The sequence below is a fragment of the Cellulophaga sp. 20_2_10 genome (genome assembly GCF_023476645.1).
In the GTDB taxonomy this organism is placed as follows: Bacteria; Bacteroidota; Bacteroidia; order Flavobacteriales; family Flavobacteriaceae; genus Cellulophaga.
This window is the reverse complement of the sequence record NZ_JAMCOJ010000003.1, coordinates 178,763-201,034: the sequence shown is the minus strand read 5'-3', so window position 1 is coordinate 201,034 and position 22,272 is coordinate 178,763. Positions and strand designations below refer to the sequence as shown.

Below are 22,272 nucleotides of genomic sequence, written 5' to 3'. Positions count from 1 at the left end.
TGCTTTTTTATTACCCTTCTTTTTTATTTAGCAGTTAAAACATCTGTACCTAAAAGTTTATCTTCCTTATTGGTATACCAAGCTCTAATTGCAGGCATTCTTACGCCATTTATAATTTCTGTATTAGACAGCATAATGTATTCACCATCGTTTTTAGACTCATCATGAAAAAACTGATAGATTTCCATATCTAATGATTTTGGATTAAAATAAAAGTACCAAGTGTCTTTGCCTACTTCCTTATTGTACGTGACCTTTATAACATTATACCATGTACCTTTTCCTTTAAATTTTCTAGATACTACTTTTGGATCTATAATGGTACCGTTATCCTTTAATTTCATTGGCAAACCATACAAATATGTATAATAGTTTCTCATAAAGAGCGCACGTTCTTTGTTAAACTTGAGCGTTTTTTGCTCTTCCTTATCCTTAATCTCTTTATCGTAAACAAAAAAGCTAACACTATCCTTAACAACCTTCGTTGTGTGTTTCTTTCCCTTTACAACATTAGACAAAACAAAGGTGCTTGCTGGCAAGTCTATATGCAGATCTGTAACGCGATCTTCTTTATTTGGCGTACTCATAGTAACCACTAAATCTCCTTTAAAAGATTCCCAATTATTACCTGGATCATGACGCGCAATTACCGTATTTAAAAATTCTGAAGCGCTAATATCTTGCGCCGACACACCTACAAAGGTAAAAAGGCATAAAAACAACAGTAAAAATCTATTTATCATTTAATTATATTTTTCTTCAATTTACAATAAAAGCTTTATGTATAAAAAAGTATTTTTTACTGCCTTTAACAAAAAAGCCCAGCACTTAGTGCTGGGCTTTTTATTTATCCTTTAACTACTTATGATATTGTTGCTGGTGGCACACTACTGTCGTGCTCATTGTAATACAACTCTAACATGGTCATTGTAGCCGTCATTAAATCTTTTGTCTCTAGCAGTAGAGAGAAATAAAGCGTAGTATTCTTTGGACTAGATTCTTCTGTTCTAGTACGCTCTACTTGCTTTTGTATTTTTTGTGATAATAATGCAAACAACTCATCTTTCTCACTTAAAATAGCTCCAATTTTATCAAAAGAATGATTTTCAAAAGCAGTCTGAGTTTCATTAAAAATATGCTCTAGCTTGTAATCTATTTCTTTTAATTCTTTAATTTGATTGTATTTTAATTTCTTATGATTATTGTTAATGTGCTTGTATGATATCTTAGTAATATATTCTAATGACTGAGTCATATCTTGTAACGAGCCTAAAATATTAATATAAAAATTACTAGCACCTACACTTGCATCATCTAGATTTTTAATAAAGTAAAAAATATGATCTCTTAAATCGTCTACCTCATCTGTTAACTTTACAACACCCTTTTTATTCTTTTTAAGAATATCTAGATTTTGTTTAGCCAAACCATCTATGGCGTTAGTATATATTTTATTTGTTCTTTTAACAACATTCGCTGTATTCTTAGCACTTTCAACTATAACTCCTTGTATAGAACTACTTTCTGCTCTTCTTAAACTATCTTCCGCCTTAATTTCTTTAGACTTTTTATTGTAAGAGATATAGTTTCTTGCCAATAACAATATTGCTACAAACAATAGTATTGCAATTGCTGCACCTGTTCCAAAGTTAATCAAGGTTAATATTATACCAGAAGCCGTAAATGCAATAATTGCAGTACCAAACCATCCGCCAATAACATTTAAAACACCAGCCACTCTATATACAGCACTTTCTGCACCCCAAGCTCTATCCGCTAATGAAGTACCCATAGCAACCATAAAAGTTACGTATGTAGTAGATAGTGGCAATTTAAATGATGTTGCCACAGATATTAATATACCAGCAACGACTAAGTTAACAGCGGCTCTTACCATATCAAAAGCAGGCATATCATATGTCTTGTCTTTAGCAAGCGCTATTTGTGGCTTTTGAAACCTCTCTTCTACCTTAACTGAAATAGATTTAGGTACTACAGATGATGTGTATGCAGAAATAGCCATTCCTATTCTAACAATTCCTCTAGATAAAAAGTTTGGCTCAAAACGTTCTTTACCTTCACCTTCCCTAGATAAATTAATTTCAGTTTCCGCAACGTAGCGTGCTTTTTTAGAAAACCACAATGTTGCTACCATAATCATCCCTGAAATAAATAATAACAAGGTTGGTGTAGGCACTTTTTCTGTCAATATAGACATACTAAATGCCGAGGCTTCAACACCTGAAGCAGACCACTCTGTGTAAGATTGGTATGCAGCAATTGGCACACCTATAAAGTTTACTAAGTCGTTCCCTGCAAAAGCTAATGCCAGTGCAAAAGTACCAACTCCTATAATTATTTTGTAAATATTAAGCTTAGCAAAAACAGTTAATATATAGGATACCACAAACCAGATAACAAAATTTACAAGCACTATAGGAAACCATTTAACCTCCAAAAAGTGCTTAATAGTCATATCACCAATAAAGTCTATACTCTCACCCGCAAAAGCAGTCCCTTTAATTCCTTTCATAAAAATAAAGTACGTAATAGCAGATAACCCAATACCACCAAAAACTGCACCTACCCATTTTGCTTTTCTTTGAAAATCATAAGACAGAAGCAAACGAGAAAACCATTGCACCATTGCACCTACTGAAAAGGCAATGACGACAGAGAGGAGAATACCTACTATAATTTCTGTAGCTTTAGAAGTATTAATATAATTTACTACGTCTGATACACTACCTCCTGCTTGTAATATTTTAATTAATGCCATTGCAACAGCAGCTCCTAACAACTCAAAAACAATAGAAACCGTTGTAGACGTAGGCATACCCAAGGTATTAAAAAAGTCTAACAGCAGTATATCAGTAATCATTACGGCCATAAAAATGAACATAATTTCATTAAAGTAAAACTCACTTGGATTAAAAATACCTTTTCTAGCAACCTCCATCATTCCACTAGAAAATATAGCTCCACAGGCAATACCTACACTGGCAACAATCATTATAGTCTTAAAAGAAATAGCTTTAGATCCTATAGCTGAATTTAAAAAGTTGACTGCGTCATTACTAACACCAACCACAAGATCTGCAATAGCCAAAACAGCTAAAGCTATGATCATTATTAAATAAATATTACTCTCCATAATTTATAAAAATTCAATTTGCAAATATGCTTTGTTTTAAACTGTCTAACGTTATGTTAAGGTTATTTTTTTTGATTAAAAATGAACCTCTAATTGTAGTCTATATATAAGTCCTTCTGGACCATTAATTTCATTTAAATAAGTAGCATCTGTTTGCACCTTTAGCTTATGCCCCACAATATACTTAGATACTCCCAATGTATATTGAGTTTCTTTATTTTTATTTGTAATACTTTTATCTAGCTCAACTGACGTGTATCTACCAGACACTTCCCAATTGTTTTTAAATAAGTAGCCAGACATTACGTTTAAACCATATCCAACTTGCACAATATCCCCTGTAGCTGTACCATCTTCATTCCTTGCTACAGCATTACCTGCATTTCGATCTGCAAATTCGCCCATAAAAGAGAATCCATTATACTTAAAAATAGAGTTTATATATAACGTTTTTACATCTGTCTCATAAAAACCCGTATCCGTAAACATATAACTTCCTTGATTACTTCTTGTTTTAACCGCATTATTATTAAAATCATAAGCAGCACCAATCATTAATTTTGGTTTTACTTCTCTTTTTAAATCGCTTCCAACAAACTCCGTATTACCCGTAAAGCTTCCAAAAGGCAAAAAATCTATTCGAGCAGTATATTGGTATCCACCTAAATTACCCTTAGTGACATTACGTCCTTCCCCTTGCGATATCGCCAAAACTTCTTTTACTATAAATTTTTCTGAAATATTGAACTTATGTCGTAGTTGCACACCCATATCTCTATCTATTGTAAATCTATTATTTAATAAAGATCTATCTACCATCTGAAGATTAGCTGAAGATACAACGCGCTCTATATTACCAGGAAGTTTAGTTTGCCCAATCCATAATTCAAAATTTTTATGAAAATTCCACATTACAAAAGCATCTAAAATATAACGCGGCGCATCGTGTGTAAACTCAGATGCCCCAGAAATATCTCGGTTAGATAGTCCTAACTCTATCTTATATTTAAATTTAGGAGAATAGGCAAATCCATTAAATTTTAACCTTGCTCTTCTTACTAAAAAATTAGAACCAACAGAAGCTAAATTTCCTTGTTCGTTTTCTCCCCACTGCCCTATTCCTAAAAATTGCATACGCGCAGCCACCTTCATAGTCCAAGTACTATCTTGCCCTACAAGGTTTAATATACCTTTCCCAAATTTAGGCGCATTTGTTTCTTGTGCCAACGAAGACGCAGAAACGCATAAGAATAACCCAAGGATTATAAACTTAACTTTCATAAGTATTGATTTTTGTCATTGCAAATAACCAATCTTAATGTTAAGTTAATGTTTCTATAATATTATCTTTGAAATAACTATACTAAAAAGCTGCCCCTTAGTAGAGGCAGCCATTGGAAACATAATTTTGAAGATAAGTCGACAAAAACCAATATCTAATGATATGTAATCCAGTAAACACAAATAAAAGCTTTAAACTTAAAACTACTGTAACCTTATCTTTAAGTAATCATTAAGAATTGGTTTGTTTTTTTTAATGCTCTACACTTTATTAAAAAGCTATTTAAGTATCTTGCAACTCTAAATTACGCAGCATGAACTGGGAACAATTATTATCTTTAAAACGATTTGGAGACACCAACAAAAGGTTACGCAAAGAGCAAGACGAAACTCGTTTAGGCTTTGAAGTTGATTATGACCGTGTTATATTCTCTTCTTCTTTTAGAAGTTTGCAAGACAAAACCCAAGTTATACCACTTTCTAAAACAGATTTTATACACACCAGACTTACGCATAGTTTAGAAGTTTCTGTTGTTGGCCGTAGTTTAGGTCGTATTGTTGGCAAACAAATACTAGAAAAACATCCGCACTTAAAAGAAGTTCACGGATATCATTACAACGATTTTGGCGCTATTGTAGCTGTTGCATCTCTTGCGCATGATATTGGTAACCCACCATTTGGGCATAGTGGAGAAAAAGCGATAGGCGAATATTTTAAAACAGGAAACGGACAAAAATACAAGGACCAACTTTCTGCTAAAGAATACCAAGATATTATAGATTTTGAAGGTAATGCAAACGGATTTAAGCTTTTAACCGAGTCTAGAGTTGGCGCAGAAGGCGGTTTACGTCTAAGTTACGCTACACTAGGTACGTTTATGAAATACCCAAAAGAGTCATTACCAAAGAAGCCAACAAAACATATTGCAGACAAAAAGTTTGGTTTTTTTCAGACTGAAAAGGAATTCTTTGCAGAAGTAGCAGAAGAACTTGGCCTCTTGCAAACTCGCGATGGTAAAGACATTTCATTCTCTAGACACCCACTTACTCATTTAGTTGAAGCGGCAGATGACATTTGTTATACAATAATAGATTTTGAAGACGGCATTAACCTTGGGTTAATATCTGAAGACTACGCTTTAGAATATCTAATAAAACTGGTTAAAGACAAAATTAACACTAAAAAATACAACGAAATGCTCTATATGCAAGATCGTCTTAGTTATTTAAGAGCTCTTGCTATAAACACATTAATAACAGATGCTGTTGCCATTTTCTTAGAAAACGAAGAAGCTATTTTAGACGGTTCTTTTAGCGTTTCATTATTAGACAAAAGCAGTTACATTGCCCAGATAAAAGATATTATCTCTTTAAGCATATCTAAAGTGTATAAGTCACAAGAGGTAATAGAAAAAGAAATAGCAGGTTACAAAATAATATCAGATATATTAGATGTTTACGCAAATGCATTAGTAAAAACAGCAGACGGTACAGCCTCTAATTACGACAAAATAATACTACAAACACTACCAGAAAGTTATCAAAAAATAAATGGATCTTTGTATTCTATTTTATTAAATACGTGCTGTTATGTTGCAAGTCTATCAGACAGTAGTGCAGTACACATACATAATAAGATTATGGGTAAACAACTTTAAAAATCATAAGATAAACCTACACCAAGTAATTGCTTAAACTGTATTTTAGGCCTTCCGCGTGTAGTTACTACGCCATCTGTCACCACTTCATCAAAAAGTATATCATCATCATATAACAAATTGGTGCCAATGGTTGCTTTTACATACTCGTTTACTTTCATACCAAGTCGTAGCTCCCAATCTACATCTACATTGCCAAAACTATTAAGGTAATCTGTATACAAAGACACCTCATGCTCCAATGTCATATTTGTATATATTTCTGTTTTCCAAGTATTAGTTACCAAGAAGCCTAGCTCCATTAATGATTTCTCCCCTTTTTTAGTAATGTTTCCATCAGCATCCCTTTCTGCTTTTTCAACACCAAAAGCACCCGAATTTGCCAAATTATCATCTAAAACAAATGTTGCTTTTTGAGTTATTGGAGAAATATATAAATTAAACTTTTTTCCTTCTGGGATATACGATGTACCTACACCTAAAAATAGATAACCAGGAGCCATAAATTTAGAAATTAGATTTTCCGTGTCTGGGTATTTATAACCATCCGCAAATTGCGAATTAAAATTAGCCTTAACAGAATAATACCAATTACTTATAGTATCTCTTCTATATGCAAAAGTTGAACTAAAACGTATGGCATCATCCGCCTTTCTAAGCTTTTCACCCTCAATTGCACTTAGTCCAAATCTAAGATCCAAACTATTGTTCCATTGTACGTATCTAAACTTATAATTTCTAACAAACTTAACATCACCAATAGCGGAGACAGAGTTATTACCACCTGCTTTCCAATTAACAAAAGCAACTTCATTAATTGCAACTCCAAAATGGTTTGTTTTATCCCAAAAAGAAGGTATTTTAAACCAATCGAACTTTTCTTTTCTTGGGCTAGCTTCATACGTAATACGTGGGTTAGCTAACTTAACCCCTCTTGGAATTTGCTTTATTTTATCTTGATTTCTTCTAACCACAATAGTACCAACAATAGTGGTATCTACTTTTACCGAGTCCACTTCTAAAGGATTCCTAACTTGCGCATTAACACTTTTAAAACAGAAGACCAAAACCAAAAGTACAATCACCCTTTTAAACATATTCCTATTCATTAGTATACAATGATTCTATATAATTTCTAAAACTTTTTTCTCCTATATTATTTAGCTCATGCAATTGCGCTACACTACCGTGCTGCACAAAAACATCCTCTATACCCAAAACTGTTATTTTATTGTCGAAATTATAGGTGTTTGCAAACTCTAAAATTGCACTTCCAAAACCACCTATTCTACAGCCATCCTCAATAGTAATAATTTTTGAGTAATTGTCAAAAATAGACATTAATTTACTAATATCTAAAGGTTTAACAAAACCCATATTTATATGGCCAATTGTAACATTACCCAAATTATCTAAAACAGACGCTACCATATTACCGATGTGCCCAACCGACAAGACCGCAATTTCTGTGCCTTTTTTTAATTCTTGTGCTTCTCCTATTTTAATTTTCTTAAAAGGTTGCCTCCAATCTTTGGTTACACCTCTTCCTCTAGGGTATCTAATAGCAATTGGGTTTGACAAACCTAATTGAGCTGTATACATTATATTCCTTAGCTCCAACTCGTTCATAGGAGCATATATTATTAAGTTTGGTATGCAACGTAAATACGCCAAATCATAAACTCCGTGATGTGTAGCTCCATCCTCACCAACCAACCCAGCTCTATCTAAACAAAATATTACTGGTAAATTTTGCAAGGCTACATCATGTATAACTTGGTCATAAGCACGCTGTAAAAAAGTAGAATATATATTACAATACGGTATTAAACCTTCTGCAACCATACCAGCTGCTAATGTTACTGCGTGTTGCTCTGCTATACCAACATCAAAAGCTCTATCCGGAATTTCTTCCATCATAATTTTTAAAGAACTTCCTGTTGGCATTGCGGGTGTAATACCCACAATATTCTTATTTTTTTTAGCTAACTCTACAATAGTTAACCCAAAAACATCTTGATATTTTGGAATACCATCACCATTACTTTTAGGCAATAAGTCTCCCGTAAGCTTATTAAATTTACCTGGAGCGTGATATACAACTTGGTTCTCTTCCGCTTTTCTAAGTCCTTTTCCCTTTGTTGTTATAATGTGCAAAAACTTAGGTCCAGAAACAGATTTTAATCGTTCTAACTCAGCTATAAGTTTCGTTAGGTTATGACCATCTATTGGACCTGAATAATCAAAATTTAAAGCTTCAAAAATATTATCCTGTTTTGCCTTACCTTTTTTTACATTGGTAAGGTATTGTTTTAAAGCGCCAACACTTGGATCTATACCAATAGCGTTATCGTTTAAAATTATTAATACATTGGCATTTGTAACCCCCGCATGATTTAGACCTTCAAAAGCCATACCACTAGCTATAGACGCATCCCCAATTACTGCAATATGCTGTTTAATAGTCTCGCCTTTTAACTTGGAAGCAATTGCCATACCTAAAATAGCAGAAATAGATGTAGAACTATGTCCTGTTCCAAAATCATCGTATATACTTTCTCCTCTTTTAGGAAAACCACTTATACCATTTAGTCTTCTATTGGTATCAAAAACAGCTTTTCTCCCTGTTAGTATTTTATGTCCGTATGCTTGATGACCAACATCCCAGATTAACTTATCTACAGGTGTATTAAAAACATAATGCAATGCAATGGTTAACTCTACAACACCCAAACTAGCGCCTAAATGACCTTCCTTAGTTGCTACTATATCAATAATAAAATCTCGTAACTCTTGCGCCACAATAGGCAAGTCTTGCGCAGGTATTTTACGCAAATCTTCAGGAGTTGTAATGTTGTCTAAATATGTCATTTAAATAACAAATTTAAATGGTATTTATGAGTAAATAAAGAAATAAGTAAAGAGTTATACGTTTACAGCCAATTGTTATACATAAAGCATGTATTTTGTTTTTTAAAAGTGGATAAAAACCGTGAATTAGATAACAAGCGGTGTTGCTAATTTTTATACTTTTGATTTTATGATAAATCCTTTTGACGATAATTACTTTATGAAAAAAGCTTTAGAAGAAGCACAAGCAGCTTTTGATAAAGGTGAAGTGCCCGTTGGCGCCGTTATTGTAATTGACAACAGAATAATTGCTAGAGCACACAACTTAACAGAACAACTAAACGATGTTACTGCACATGCAGAAATGCAAGCTATTACATCTGCAGCAAATTTCTTAGGCGGAAAATACTTAGAAAATTGCACGCTATATGTAACCTTAGAACCTTGCCAAATGTGCGCAGGGGCGTTATATTGGAGTCAGATCTCTAAAATAGTATATGCTGCAAACGATCCTAAAAGGGGCTGTGGAGCTATGGGTACAAAATTACACCCAAAAACAAAAATGACAGGTGGCTTGCTAGAAAAAGAGGCTTCCGACCTATTAAAGCGCTTCTTTATACAAAAACGAAACTTAAATTAGAAAAGCCTATAAAACAGAAAGCCTTGCAAATTGCAAGGCTTTTTTCTTAATCAAAATAAATATACTTTATTAGATTACTTGCACTTGGCCAGCAACCACTCCTTTTCTTCCTTCTTCCTCTACGTACTCTACTTTGTCACCTTCGTTTAATTCAGTTCCGTTCAATGAAGTTGCATGAACAAAAATATCTTTTCCTGTTTCGTCGTTTGTAATGAATCCAAATCCCTTAGAGTCATTATAAAATTTTACTGTTCCAGTCATTAAAATAAGTTATAAAAAATGTTAATACTCAAATATAACATATTTTAATTAGAGCAATGTAAACAGAACTTAAAATCGACATAAAATCACTGATCCTTAGTCTTTTCCAGGTGCTTTCCTTGCATTTTTCTAATATTCTCTTCGTTTAACATGTAATCTTTAACCTTCTTTCCCTTACTAACTCTGATTAAAAAAAGAGGCATTGCTATAAAAAATATTCCAACCGTTCCAAAGCCAATACATTTATGAGCTACAAGCTCATTGGTCTCTAATAAGGTAAAACCGTAGATTATTAAACCAATAGATATAAGCGCCACTATACCACTACTATATTTCATCATACTTATTATTTTGTAAAATCTATTAATTTTTTCCTGTAAGCGGTTAACAATTTAGATTTAGAAACAAACCCAATATACTTACCTTCTTTAATTATAGGCAAATTCCAAGCGCCAGAAAGTTGAAACTTATTCATTACCGCTTGTACATTATCCTCTTCATAAACGATTACATCTGGCACACTACGCATAAAATCTGCTACTTTTAGCGTCTTGTAAAGTTCTTGTTTAAACATAACGTCTCTTATATCATCTAAAAGTAGAATACCTTCTAACGCATGTCCTTTTTTATCAAGAACAGGAAAAATATTACGATTAGACTTAACAATAGCACTATGTACAACATCACCTAAAGTCATTTTTTTATTTAACGGAATAAAATTAGTCTCTATAACCGTATCTATATCCATTAATGTAAGTACCGCATGATCCTTGTCATGGGTTAACAATTCCCCTTTACGCCCAAGTTCCATAGTATATACAGAATGCGGATAAAAGTACTTCGTAATACCAAAAGATAATGTTGAAGTAATCATTAACGGTACAAAAAGCTCATAACCACCCGTCACCTCAGCAATAAGAAATATTGCAGTTAATGGCGCATGCAGTACTCCAGCCATAAGTCCGGCCATACCAATAAGTGTAAAATTACTCTCGGACACAGGGTCATTAACTAAACCACTATTATTAATAATCTTTGCAAAACAGTTCCCCATAATACTGCCCATAAACAAGGTTGGGGCAAAAATACCACCTACACCACCAGCTCCAAAAGTCAGCGAACCTGCGATAACCTTAAAAAAGACCAATCCGGCTAAAAGTGCAATTATAACCCAAACATTTTCTAGATCTAAGTGTAGCGAGTTAATTGCCAGTGCTTTTTCTGGATGCCCTGCTATAAGGTGATTTATAACATCGAAACCTTCACCATAAAGTGGTGGAATAAAATAAACCAAGACACCAATAGATACACCTCCGATTAAAACACGTTTTATGGGCGACTCTATTTTATCAAAAAATTGCTGAATACGATCATAAACTTCTGTGTAATACATAGAAACTAAAGCTGCTACTACACCCAATGCCATATAAAAAGGCACATCAGCAATAACAAATTTATCTTCTATTTTAAAAGGAAGTAATACATCATCACCAAAGAAAAAATAAGAAGTAATTATTGCTGATAACGATGCCAATAGTAAAGGCAACATAGAAGCTATGGTAAGATCCAAACTAAAAACCTCTATAGCAAAAACAATTGCTGCAATAGGCGCTTTAAATATTGAAGAGAGGGCACCTGCCGCAGCACAACTAATAAGTAAATTACGTGTAGTCTGGTCTAAATGAAAAAACCGAGACAAGTTAGAACTTATTGCAGCTCCCGTTGCTACCGTTGGCCCTTCTAAACCAACAGAACCACCAAAACCAACAGTTATGGGTGCTGTAATTAAAGAACCAAACATTTGGTACCTCTTCATTAGTCCCTTCCGCTTAGCAATAGCATACAAAGTAGATGGTATACCGTGACTAACTTTATTTCTAATAATATATTTTACACATAGGTATACTAAGAAAAAACCTAGTATTGGCGATAAAAAATAAAATGCATGGTGGTAATTAGCCACCAACTTACCTTCTAAAGCATGTTGTATAAAATGCGTAGCATTTTTTAACAACACTGCGCCAATACCAGATGTTATACCTACAATAACACTAAGAATGTATATAAATTGCCTATTTGTAATGTGTTTTGCTCTCCAGACTAATATTCGTTTAAGCAATTTTTTATTAAACATTACGCGGTGTTTTAATATTCTTAATTATTTTGTTTTAAGCTGTAATTTTAATTCATCTAGTTGCTCTTGGCCTAACTGAGCAGGAGCATCTATCATTACATCTCTACCACTATTATTTTTAGGGAATGCAATAAAATCTCTAATAGTTTCTTGTCCGCCTAAAATAGAAACTAATCTATCTAAACCAAAAGCTAAACCTCCATGTGGTGGCGCTCCATATTGAAAAGCATCCATTAAAAAGCCAAACTGTTCTTTTGCCTCTTCTGGTGTAAAGCCTAAATGCTTAAACATTGTAGCCTGTGTTTCTTTATCGTGTATACGTATAGAACCACCTCCTATTTCGTTTCCATTTAAAACTAAATCATAGGCATTAGCTTTTACTGCTCCTGGGTCTGTATCTAACAATTCTAACTGACCTGGTTTTGGAGACGTAAATGGATGATGCATTGCATGGTAATGACCTGTTTCTTCATCTAACTCTAATAAAGGAAAATCTATAACCCATAATGGAGCAAATACTTTAGGATCACGTAAACCTAAACGTGTTGCTAGCTCCATACGCAAAGCACTTAATTGTGCACGCACTTTATTTGTAGATCCAGATAATACACAAACTAAATCTCCTGATTTAGCCCCTGTTCTTTCTGCCCATTTAGCAAGATCGTCTTGATCATAAAATTTATCTACAGAAGATTTAAAAGAACCATCATCATTACAACGAGAATAAATCATACCTAAAGCACCAACTTGTGGACGCTTTACCCAATCTATTAATTTATCTATCTCTTTTCTTGTATATGCATTACCTCCTGGAACAGCTATACCAACAACTAATTCAGCATCATTAAAGACCTTAAAATCTTTGTGTTGTGTAATATCATTAAGCTCGCCAAATTCCATTCCAAATCTAATGTCTGGCTTGTCATTCCCGTACAAACGCATAGCATCATCATATAACATACGCGGAAATTTGTCAACCTCTACACCGTTCACATTTTTAAGTAAGTGACGTGTTAAATCTTCAAAAATATTTAAAATATCTTCTTGCTCTACAAAAGCCATTTCACAATCTATCTGCGTAAACTCTGGCTGACGATCTGCGCGCAAATCTTCATCTCTAAAACATTTTACAATTTGAAAATATTTATCCATACCACCAACCATAAGCAATTGCTTAAAAGTTTGTGGAGATTGTGGCAACGCATAAAACTGCCCCCCGTTCATGCGACTAGGCACAACAAAATCTCTTGCTCCTTCTGGAGTAGACTTTATTAAATAAGGAGTTTCAACTTCTATAAATCCGTTACCTGATAAAAAATTACGAACCTCCATAGAAACCTTACTTCTAAAAATAAGATTGTTTTTAACTGGATTTCTACGAATATCTAAGTAACGATATTTCATACGTACATCTTCACCACCGTCAGTTTCATCTTCAATAGTAAATGGTGGCACTAAAGCCTTGTTCAATATAGTTAACTCAGAAACTAAAATCTCTATTTCGCCGGTTGGCATATTAGGGTTTTTAGAAGCCCTTTCAATTACCTTACCTTTAACTTGTATTACAAATTCGCGTCCTAATTTCTGAGCGCGTTCTAACATTTCTTTGCTTGTACGTTCCTCATCAAAAACCAACTGAGTAATTCCGTATCTATCACGTATATCTACCCAAACAATAAACCCCTTATCTCTTGATTTTTGCACCCAACCAGAAAGAGTAACCTCTTTGTTAATATGGCCTGCATTTAATTCTCCACAATTATGACTTCTGTACATTTCTTTAGCTAAAGTTTAAAAAAGCAAAGGTATAAAAGTATCTCATTAACTTAAAAACTATATCACTATTAAAAACCAGAGAGTTTAGTAAGAAAAATATTATAAAGAAAAACTTAATTTTTGTATGTTAAAAACTAACGTTTGTTAATTTTTTATTTGCTTTTATCGTTTAAATGTTATTATCTTGTCATATAACTAATAAAACACTTAATTAAATGAAAAATTATTTATCAAGAAAAGTACTTGGTTTAATTTTCCTTATAACACCACTGTTTGCTATGGCTCAGGGTGAAATAAGCGGAACAGTTACAGACCAAAACAATGACGTTTTACCTGGAGTAAACATTGTAATTAAAGGAACTACAACGGGCACTACAACCGATTTTGATGGCAACTACACCATAACGGCACAAAGTTTCCCGGCGACCTTAATATTTTCTTCAGTTGGTTTTAACACTAAAGAAATGACTGTAAATGCTGCAGGAAAAGTAAATATGTCTTTGCAAGAAGGATTAGCTTTAGATGAAGTGGTATTAACAGGTAACAGATCTAAACCTAGGACTATTCTAGATTCTCCTGTGCCAATAGATAATATAGGCGTAGCAGAACTTACTAGTAGTGGCAAACCTACGGTAGACAGAATGCTTACCTTTAAAGTACCTTCTTTTAACGCACAAACACAAGCTATTTCTGATGCTACCGCACATTACGATCCTGCAGATCTACGTGGATTAGGCCCTAGTAGAACTTTAGTTTTAGTAAACGGTAAACGTAAAAATCAAAGTGCTCAAGTATACCTTAACAGAACACCTGGTAAAGGTGAAGTTGGTGTAGATTTAAAAAGTATCCCAACTGCTGCTATAGAAAGAGTAGAAGTTTTAAGAGATGGTGCATCTGCACAATATGGTTCTGATGCCATTGCTGGTGTAATTAACATGGTATTAAAAAAGAATGCAAAATACACAACAGTATCTGCAAGAACAGGTATTACCTCTGAAGGTGATGGTTTTAATTTTGCAGCAGATATGAATTCTTCTTTTAACTTTGGAGATGGCGGTTATATAAACCTAACATTAGGATACTACAACCAACAACTTACAAACAGAGCAGGTTCACCAGGTATTGCAGATTTACCTGCTGATGCTAGACCTTATGAAACACAGTGGGCCACTGATAATCCTGAATTAGGAATGCACGTTGGACAACCAGATTTGGAAAAAGGCGACTTGTTTGTAAACTTAGGACACCCATTGGGAGATAATGCTGAACTGTATTCTTTTCACGGTTACTCAACTAGAAAAGGACGTAGTTTTGCGTATTACAGAGCTCCTTATTGGAGAAGAGATATTGCAGATTCTGAATTTTTAACAAGAACAGAAGACTTTGTTGGGTACCAACCAAGTTTTGAAGCACAAATTGATGACCACATTAACGCTTTAGGTATTAAGTTTGATATTACTGACTCTTTTAATGGAGATGCTAGTGTTACTTATGGGTCTAACAGCGTAGATTACACCATAACCAACTCTGTAAACAGAGATTATCTAGCAGATAACGGAACTTCTCCAACAACTTTTAAACCAGGTGGATACAGCTTAAGTAATGTTGTATTTAACTTAGACTTTGCTAACGTATACTCAGATCAACTATCTTCTTCTTTTGGTTTAGAATACAAAAAAGAATACTACGAAGCTAGAGAAGGTAACCCTCTTTCTTACTATAAAGGAGGAGCAGATTCTTTTGCGGGTATTAAACCAGATGAAGCTGGTAAATGGAATAGAAGCAATTTAGCTTTTTATGCTGGTTTAGATTTTGACATCACAGAAGAGTTACTTTTAGGTGTTGCAGGTAGATATGAAGATTTCTCTGATTTTGGAGATAACTTCTCTTGGAAAGTATTTGGACGTTACAAATTAGGAGACAAAGGAGCAATTAGAGGTTCTTATAGTACTGGCTTTAGAGCCCCAACATTACACCAACGTTACCTAACAAACAGTCAATACATTATAGTACCTGGTTCTTCTGAACCATTATTACAAGGTACTTTAGCGAATGACAACCAAGCCGTTAAAGATTTAGGCGTACCAAGTTTATTTGCTGAAACTTCTAGAAACATTTCTGCTGGCTTTACATATAAAATTAACCCTAAATTCTCTGCTTCTATAGATTTCTACCAAATACAAGTAGATGATAGAGTTTTATTCTCTTCTCAACAAGGCTACCAACAAGATCCAGGAGATGTAGATACTGATGCTGATGGTGATGTAGAAGGTGATGAGTTATTACAAGATATAAATCCTGTAGAACAAATTCTTATAGACAACAATGTGGTAGCGGTACAATATTTTATTAACGCAGGAGATACCAAAACTACAGGTGCAGATTTTGTACTTAACTACAGAGGTATAAATATGGGTGAAGCAGGCAGATTTAACATTAGCCTTGCTGCCAACGTAAACAAAACTACTATTGATGCTGTTGCCACACCACAGGTACTTGCAGATAATGGATACAACATTTTTACAAGAGAAGAAAAAGGTTTAATTATAAACTCTAGACCTAAATCTAAATTTATCTTAGGAATGGATTATGATACTGATAAATTTAATATTGGCCTAAATAACACTCTTTTTGGTAAGGTAACCGTTACTGCTCCAGAAACTGGTGGTATAGATCAAGAATTATCTTCAATGTTGGTTACCGATTTAAACCTAAGCTACAAAATAACAGACAAGCTTAGTTTTACGGGTACTATAAATAACCTATTTGATGTTTATCCAGACAAAACTTTAGCTACCACAAATACAGCCGAAGCCGGAAATAGATTTGTATACTCTTCTGAGGTACAACAAGGAGGACAATTTGGAATGAATTTTAGCTTAGGAATGAACTACCAATTCTAATAAAATTTCTTATTACTTTTTTAAAAAGCGACCCTAGGGTCGCTTTTTTTTATACCGTAACACCATTAATCGAAATAACTAAATTACTGAAAAAGAGCAATTTATATTCGTAATGTAAATTTAATGTTAACTTAATGCGTATTTATCGTAAAATAAAACGTATATTTATAACGTTAATGTTAAGTAAATAATAATTAAAACCTACATATAATGAAAAAGACAGCTCTAATATTCGCATTTATATTCTCTATAGCACTAGTTAATGCACAAAATACAAAACCAGTTTTTGAAAAAGAAAACAACAAAGTAAAAGCTACATACTACCATACTAATGGAGAAGTATCGCAAGTTGGTTACTTTTTAGACGGTAAGTTAGATGGTGAATGGACAATGTTTAATGTAGAAGGAAGAAAAGTTGCAAAAGGAAACTATGCTGAAGGAAAAAAAGTTGGTAAATGGTTTTTTTGGAATGACACAGCACTTAATGAAGTTGACTTTGAAGGCAGCAAAATTGCTAATGTAACAAAATGGAAAAGTGAAGGTACATTAGTAAAGAACTAATAACACACCAAACTAGTTATAAAAAAATCCCAGTGTATTTAAATACACTGGGATTTTTTAGTTGTAGCTAACTGCTCTATTTTAAACAAACAGATGACAATCTTTGCAATCTTTAATTTCACCATAATAAGTCTGTCTGTACTTATATAGTGTTTTTATAGGCACTCCAAAAACGTATTTCTTAACGTAAGTCACTTTAGCTGCAAGCTGTCCCATTCTCTTGGTGTACCTCTTTTCTACTTTGCTTTTTCTTTTGACTTGTATAATCTTCATATTGAAATTGTTTTGCTACAACATACATTATTAGCGTCCAATTCCAAGTTAAAAGTGTTAAAATTTTGTTATATCACCCCAAAACCGCCACTACAACGATATAGTAATTGACTAAAAAACAAATAGTTACAATTAAAAACAGGATGTAATCCCTTTTGAAAATGAAAAACTAGCGCCTAGGGCGCTAGTTAAACAAACTAAAAAACGATATTTAAACTGTAAATACCCTTATTTTAAAATCCACATTTGTGAATTTATATCATCACCTAAAGGAAACTGTTTGTTTATAGCTTCGCTTAGACTTGTTCCGTTATTTATAGCCTCGCTAGAAGGGTACAACCATCTTTTAGGTATTCTACCTTCATTTAAAGTTCCACCACCATCTACATTAAACTCTGGGAATCCTGTTCTGCGCTGATCGTAAAACATTTGCCATCCTGTATTTAGAAATAAAGCAATATGCTTTTGCGTAGCAATACTTTTGATTGGGTTACTTGCACTTAACTGAACTTCTGACTTTGCTATATAAGTATCTGAGTCTGTAATACCGTAAAAAGTCATTGAAGCCTTAATACCTTCTTTATAATACACTACTACGTCTCCAGAAATCCACGTCCTAGCGACTGCTTCTGCCAAAATAAACTGTAGCTCAGAATACCCAATTAGCAAGCTAGGCTCATTTACGGGGTCATTATAAAATCTTGGTGCTATTCTAGATGCATTACCCGCAACTGCTTTCGCGGCGTTATCACTAAAAATTGCACTGCCATACAGGCCGTCATAAGCAGTAAAGTCATCATTTGCCAAGGCTGATGATGTAGGAGTTTTTTCTGCAAACACAAATAATCTAGGGTCCCCTAATGTTTTAAGTCTGTCTACAAAAGACGCTTCCATATAATAAGCCGTTTGCAAACTATTATTATTAAATAAAGGGTATCTGTTGTCTTGAATGTTTACATAAGTCAATACACCATTATCTGCATTAGAGCTAAAAATTGGATATTTAGTTGGGTTTTCTATAACCTCTTTAAACCTACCTATAACATCTAAAGACGCAACATCTGTTTTATTAGACAATAGCATTAACACTCTTAAATAATACGAGTTAATTAATTTACGCCATTTTGTTTTATCACCATCATAAATTACATCTCCAAGAATAAGCTCATCATTAGCTGCAAGCTCATTTGAAGCCGACCTTAAATCTCCCAAAACCTTTAGAAAAATTTCTTCTTGAGAATCGTAAGCAGGAGTATAATTTTCCTTTTCTACAGAAACGGCTTCACTAAATGGAACATCTCCAAAGACTAATGTAAGTTCCGTAGCAAAATAAGCATTAAAGAATTTCCCTAAAATTGCATAGACCTCTATTTCTGCATTTTTACTTTCTTCTATCATTTTATGCACCTGCTTTATATTGTCATAATTTGCAAATGATGCTTGTTGCCAGTTGTAGTATTGATTTTCATTAACACCATCGGTAAATGTTAAATACCTACTCGCTAATGCGCTATTTAAGCTAACATTATCAAAAGCCTTTGTTTCTATATTTGTTAATAACAAATCTGGACTAACAGAAGTTGCCCTGTTAGGATCGTCTTGTAACTCTTCTATTTTAGTACAACTTACCGTAAAGAAAAGGGCACACAGAAAATATAAACTATACTTTTTCATTTTTATTTTTTATTTAAAATTTTACATTTAAGTTAAGTCCAATATTCCTAGTTGATGGTGCCTGTAATGCATCTACACCCGAATCCGGATCTATATTAGGAACATCTGAATTTAACCAAAGATTACGACCTATTAAAGACAAACTAAACTCGTGTATTGGCGTTTGGTCTAATACTTTTTTAGGAAAATTATAGGTAAGTGTAACCTCTCTTAGCTTTACAAATGACTCCTTATAATAATGATAGTTTTTAGTATGACCATTACTTGTAGTTTGCATAAAGTTGATATAGTTTACAGCAACATCGTTTGGAGCATAAACTCTAGTATCATTAGTTATTACACCATTAACATCATAAGCTACCGCACCACTAACTACTTTAACTCCTGGAGCTACATAAGAACTAACACCATCATTAGCATCATCTCTAAATTGATTAACAGTTCCTTTATGCTTACCACCCCACCACATTTTTTGGTTTGTTGTAGAATATAACAATCCGCCTATTCTACCATCAAATAAGAAAGATAAATTAAGATTCTTATATTTTAATGTATTTGTAATACCGTATGTCCAATCTGGATCGTCTTCTCCAATATATCTTTGGTATGGATCGCTTACAGGGAAACCATTCTCAAAAACAACTTCTCCGTTTTCATTAGTTTGGTATACATCTGCATAAATTTTATCTGTACGTTCCCCTACTTTTATAAAACCTTCTGTTTGTTCTCTATCTCCGTAAATTTCTTCTTGATATCTTCGAAATTTACTAAAGTTAACTAGCATATCCCAGCTAAAATTGGCTGTTTCAATTGGCTTAGCATTTAAAACAAATTCTATCCCTTTACGCTTGTATTCATCCCCATTTAACAACATACTCTCGTACCCTGTACCATCAGAAATTGGACTATAAATTAAGTTATTGTAATCTCTAGCTTCAAAATAAGCAACATCTAGACCTAAACGATTGTTAAACAATCTTAGGTTTGCGCCAACTTCCCAAGTGTCTGATGTTTCTGGCTCTAAACCAGGCGCTAATAAACTAGATCCAAAAGACGCAGATGTTTTACCATTCCAAGTAGTGCCTTTATCGTAAGCCTGTATGTAACTATATGGATCGCTGCCTATTTTACCTTCAGACACCCTAGACCAAGAACCTCTTAATTTAGCAAAGCTTATAGCATTTGGCATATCAAAAAGACTAGATAAAACCAAAGATCCAGATACAGACGGATAAAAGAAAGAATTATTTTCTTTTGGTAAGGTAGACACCTTATCGTTTCTACCAGTTACAGATAAATAAAATGCATTATAAAAAGACATATCTACAAAACCATAAACACTTTTTATTGCCTCTTCTTCTTCTCTATTAGAAGCTATATAGCTAGCTCCTGCATTATTTGCTAAATTGTAAAAACCAGGAATATTTAAACCATCTGTTTGTGTACTAGCCCATTTAGAATTACGATAATAATTAGAGACAGCAACTTCACTTTTTAATGTAAAATCATCAGAAAAATTCTTCTCGTACTTTAACCCTAAATCTGTAATAATATCAAAATACTTACTATCTGCATTTGTAAAATTACCCAAAGATTTATTACCATAACCCACATAACTCTTAGGCTCTTTATAGGTTCTATTTAAACTATTTACATTTATACCACTTGTACTCTTAACACTAAACTCTTGTGTAATATTATATTCAAATGCAATATTACCAAACACATTATCTTTATCATAGCCACGCTCATATTCATATGCCTGAAAATATGGATTGTTATAATAAGACACATTAAAATGTCTTTGCTGGTAGCCTTCTTGATCTTCTCTCCAATAATTACGTAAATCCTTAACATCTACATCTACACCTGTCCATAAAACCAAATTGTACAAATAGTTTGTTGGTCCGTAACCAACCTCAGGAAAATTATCTGTGTACTGCTTATTGTAAGTTAGGTTAGAGCTTACTTTAAAATTATCAGACGGATTTAATGTACCGCCAATTGTAAAAGATGTATTTCCTAAATCTGTATTTGGCACTATCCCTTTTTGGTACACATTAGAAACAGACATCCTATAACTAGCCTTATCGCTACCCCAATTTACACTTACGTTATTGGTTTGTATAGACCCCGTTTGAAAAAAATCTTTAATATTATTTTTTCCTCTTGATGTAAACGGAAGCGGCATTAAATTTCCTGCAGCATCTTTAGGACTATTGTATTGCGGAGTTTCAAAAAAACCACTTGCTGTGCTTGGGTTTAACTGATCTACTTTAGGTCCCCAGATCCAACCACCACCTTCAGAACCACTACCTAGACCATTAATGTATGCATATTGTCCTTGGTTACCATTACCATAAACTGTTTGCACATCTGGCACTTTAATAAAAGATGGCTGAAAAAGTACCGAACTATTAATCGTCACAGTCAGTCTTCCTTTTTCTCCTTTTTTAGTGGTAATCATTATAGCTCCGTTTCTACCTGCAGAACCATATAACGCAGAAGCTGTAGCTCCTTTAAGCACACTAATATTTTCTACATCATCAGAATTAATTTTCCAAATATCTGCAGAACGGTCTGGTATACCATCTATAACCACCAGGGGTTTAGCACCTCTTAAACTAATTTCCGGACTCTGAAACAAATCTGTGGAGTTCTTAATATTTAAGCCAGCAACCTTACCCGTTAATGAGTTTACTAAATTTGGTTCTTTTGCTTTTTCTAAAGACGAACCTTGTACCTCTTGCACTGCATAACCTAGCGCCTTTTTTTCTCTTTTTATACCCAATGCAGTTACCACCACTTCTTCTAATGCAGCAGCATCTTCTATAAGCGTAATATTTATAGTAGTAGCATCTGCAACCGTAAACTGTTTTGTTTTAAAACCCATAGAAGAAAACGTTAGTGTCTCCCCTTTTGCTACGGTAATCGTATAGTTCCCGTCAAAATCTGTTGTTGTGCCATTAGTAGTATTAGCAACAACAATACTTGCGCCCATTAAGGGTATGTTATTCTCGTCTACAACCTTACCTTTTATAGGTTGTTGCCCATATCCTAAATAAGATATAAACAGTAATACAAACAAAGTAATTCTAAGATTCATT

The 22,272-nt window shown here is 33.6% G+C and carries 16 protein-coding genes; 4 read left to right on the top strand and 12 right to left on the bottom strand.

Translation table 11 applies throughout. From position 1 onward, the window contains the following. Positions 1-23: 23 nt before the first annotated feature. The 3 genes from M4I21_RS07190 to M4I21_RS07180 all read right to left on the bottom strand — a co-directional run bounded on the left by M4I21_RS07190 (position 24) and on the right by M4I21_RS07180 (position 4,435). Entirely contained in the window at positions 24-743 is a 720-nt protein-coding gene (locus M4I21_RS07190; protein ID WP_249558436.1) for a DUF6503 family protein, read from the bottom strand. Between the two features lie 119 nt (positions 744-862). Then, positions 863-3,154, bottom strand: a complete 2,292-nt coding sequence (locus tag M4I21_RS07185; RefSeq protein WP_249558435.1) for an inorganic phosphate transporter — start codon at positions 3,152-3,154, stop codon at positions 863-865. 75 nt (positions 3,155-3,229) lie between these two features. Then, positions 3,230-4,435: a porin gene (locus M4I21_RS07180; RefSeq protein WP_249558434.1), complete on the bottom strand. Its 1,206-nt coding sequence runs from the start codon at positions 4,433-4,435 to the stop codon at positions 3,230-3,232. A gap of 314 nt (positions 4,436-4,749) precedes the next feature. Between M4I21_RS07180 and M4I21_RS07175 the strand changes: the two genes are divergently transcribed. Further along, positions 4,750-6,093: a deoxyguanosinetriphosphate triphosphohydrolase gene (locus tag M4I21_RS07175; RefSeq protein ID WP_249558433.1), complete on the top strand. Its 1,344-nt coding sequence runs from the start codon at positions 4,750-4,752 to the stop codon at positions 6,091-6,093. Here M4I21_RS07175 and M4I21_RS07170 read toward each other — a convergent pair. Then, the gene (locus M4I21_RS07170) at positions 6,090-7,190 is read right to left on the bottom strand and encodes a DUF3078 domain-containing protein (protein WP_249558432.1); all 1,101 of its coding nucleotides are present in this window, start codon (positions 7,188-7,190) and stop codon (positions 6,090-6,092) included. The two genes, M4I21_RS07175 and M4I21_RS07170, sit on opposite strands and share 4 nt — an antisense overlap. A gap of 4 nt (positions 7,191-7,194) precedes the next feature. Next, positions 7,195-8,964 carry a 1-deoxy-D-xylulose-5-phosphate synthase gene (locus M4I21_RS07165; RefSeq protein WP_249558431.1) on the bottom strand — a complete coding sequence of 590 codons (1,770 nt, stop codon included), beginning with the start codon at positions 8,962-8,964 and terminating at the stop codon, positions 7,195-7,197. A gap of 169 nt (positions 8,965-9,133) precedes the next feature. Between M4I21_RS07165 and M4I21_RS07160 the strand changes: the two genes are divergently transcribed. After that, positions 9,134-9,583: a nucleoside deaminase gene (locus M4I21_RS07160; protein ID WP_249558430.1), complete on the top strand. Its 450-nt coding sequence runs from the start codon at positions 9,134-9,136 to the stop codon at positions 9,581-9,583. Positions 9,584-9,652: 69 nt separating this feature from the next. Here M4I21_RS07160 and M4I21_RS07155 read toward each other — a convergent pair whose 3' ends face one another. From M4I21_RS07155 to aspS, 4 genes are all read right to left on the bottom strand, one after another. Then, the gene (locus M4I21_RS07155) at positions 9,653-9,844 is read right to left on the bottom strand and encodes a cold-shock protein (RefSeq protein ID WP_249558429.1); all 192 of its coding nucleotides are present in this window, start codon (positions 9,842-9,844) and stop codon (positions 9,653-9,655) included. An 86-nt stretch (positions 9,845-9,930) separates the two neighbouring features. Then, complete coding sequence (locus M4I21_RS07150) at positions 9,931-10,185, bottom strand: hypothetical protein (protein WP_349628850.1); 255 nt, start codon at positions 10,183-10,185, stop codon at positions 9,931-9,933. Positions 10,186-10,190: 5 nt separating this feature from the next. Further along, complete coding sequence (locus tag M4I21_RS07145) at positions 10,191-11,978, bottom strand: chloride channel protein (RefSeq protein ID WP_249558428.1); 1,788 nt, start codon at positions 11,976-11,978, stop codon at positions 10,191-10,193. 24 nt (positions 11,979-12,002) lie between these two features. Continuing rightward, positions 12,003-13,754 carry an aspartate--tRNA ligase gene (gene aspS / locus M4I21_RS07140; RefSeq protein WP_249558427.1) on the bottom strand — a complete coding sequence of 584 codons (1,752 nt, stop codon included), beginning with the start codon at positions 13,752-13,754 and terminating at the stop codon, positions 12,003-12,005. A 215-nt stretch (positions 13,755-13,969) separates the two neighbouring features. Here aspS and M4I21_RS07135 point away from each other — a divergent pair, with 215 nt between their 5' ends. Together M4I21_RS07135 and M4I21_RS07130 are read left to right on the top strand one after the other, a co-directional pair. Continuing rightward, positions 13,970-16,657, top strand: coding sequence for a TonB-dependent receptor (locus M4I21_RS07135; protein WP_249558426.1), 2,688 nt, complete (start codon positions 13,970-13,972; stop codon positions 16,655-16,657). Between the two features lie 210 nt (positions 16,658-16,867). After that, a complete protein-coding gene (locus tag M4I21_RS07130) occupies positions 16,868-17,218 on the top strand; it encodes a toxin-antitoxin system YwqK family antitoxin (RefSeq protein ID WP_249558425.1) in 351 nt (116 codons plus the stop codon). An 81-nt stretch (positions 17,219-17,299) separates the two neighbouring features. Here M4I21_RS07130 and M4I21_RS07125 read toward each other — a convergent pair whose 3' ends face one another. The 3 genes from M4I21_RS07125 to M4I21_RS07115 form a co-directional block, all read right to left on the bottom strand. Further along, positions 17,300-17,491, bottom strand: a complete 192-nt coding sequence (locus tag M4I21_RS07125) for a hypothetical protein (RefSeq protein ID WP_072303626.1) — start codon at positions 17,489-17,491, stop codon at positions 17,300-17,302. Between the two features lie 228 nt (positions 17,492-17,719). Beyond that, on the bottom strand, positions 17,720-19,165 hold the full coding sequence (locus M4I21_RS07120; protein ID WP_249558424.1) for a SusD/RagB family nutrient-binding outer membrane lipoprotein: 1,446 nt from the start codon (positions 19,163-19,165) through the stop codon (positions 17,720-17,722). Between the two features lie 13 nt (positions 19,166-19,178). Continuing rightward, the gene (locus tag M4I21_RS07115; RefSeq protein ID WP_249558423.1) at positions 19,179-22,271 is read right to left on the bottom strand and encodes a SusC/RagA family TonB-linked outer membrane protein; all 3,093 of its coding nucleotides are present in this window, start codon (positions 22,269-22,271) and stop codon (positions 19,179-19,181) included. Position 22,272: the final 1 nt, after the last annotated feature.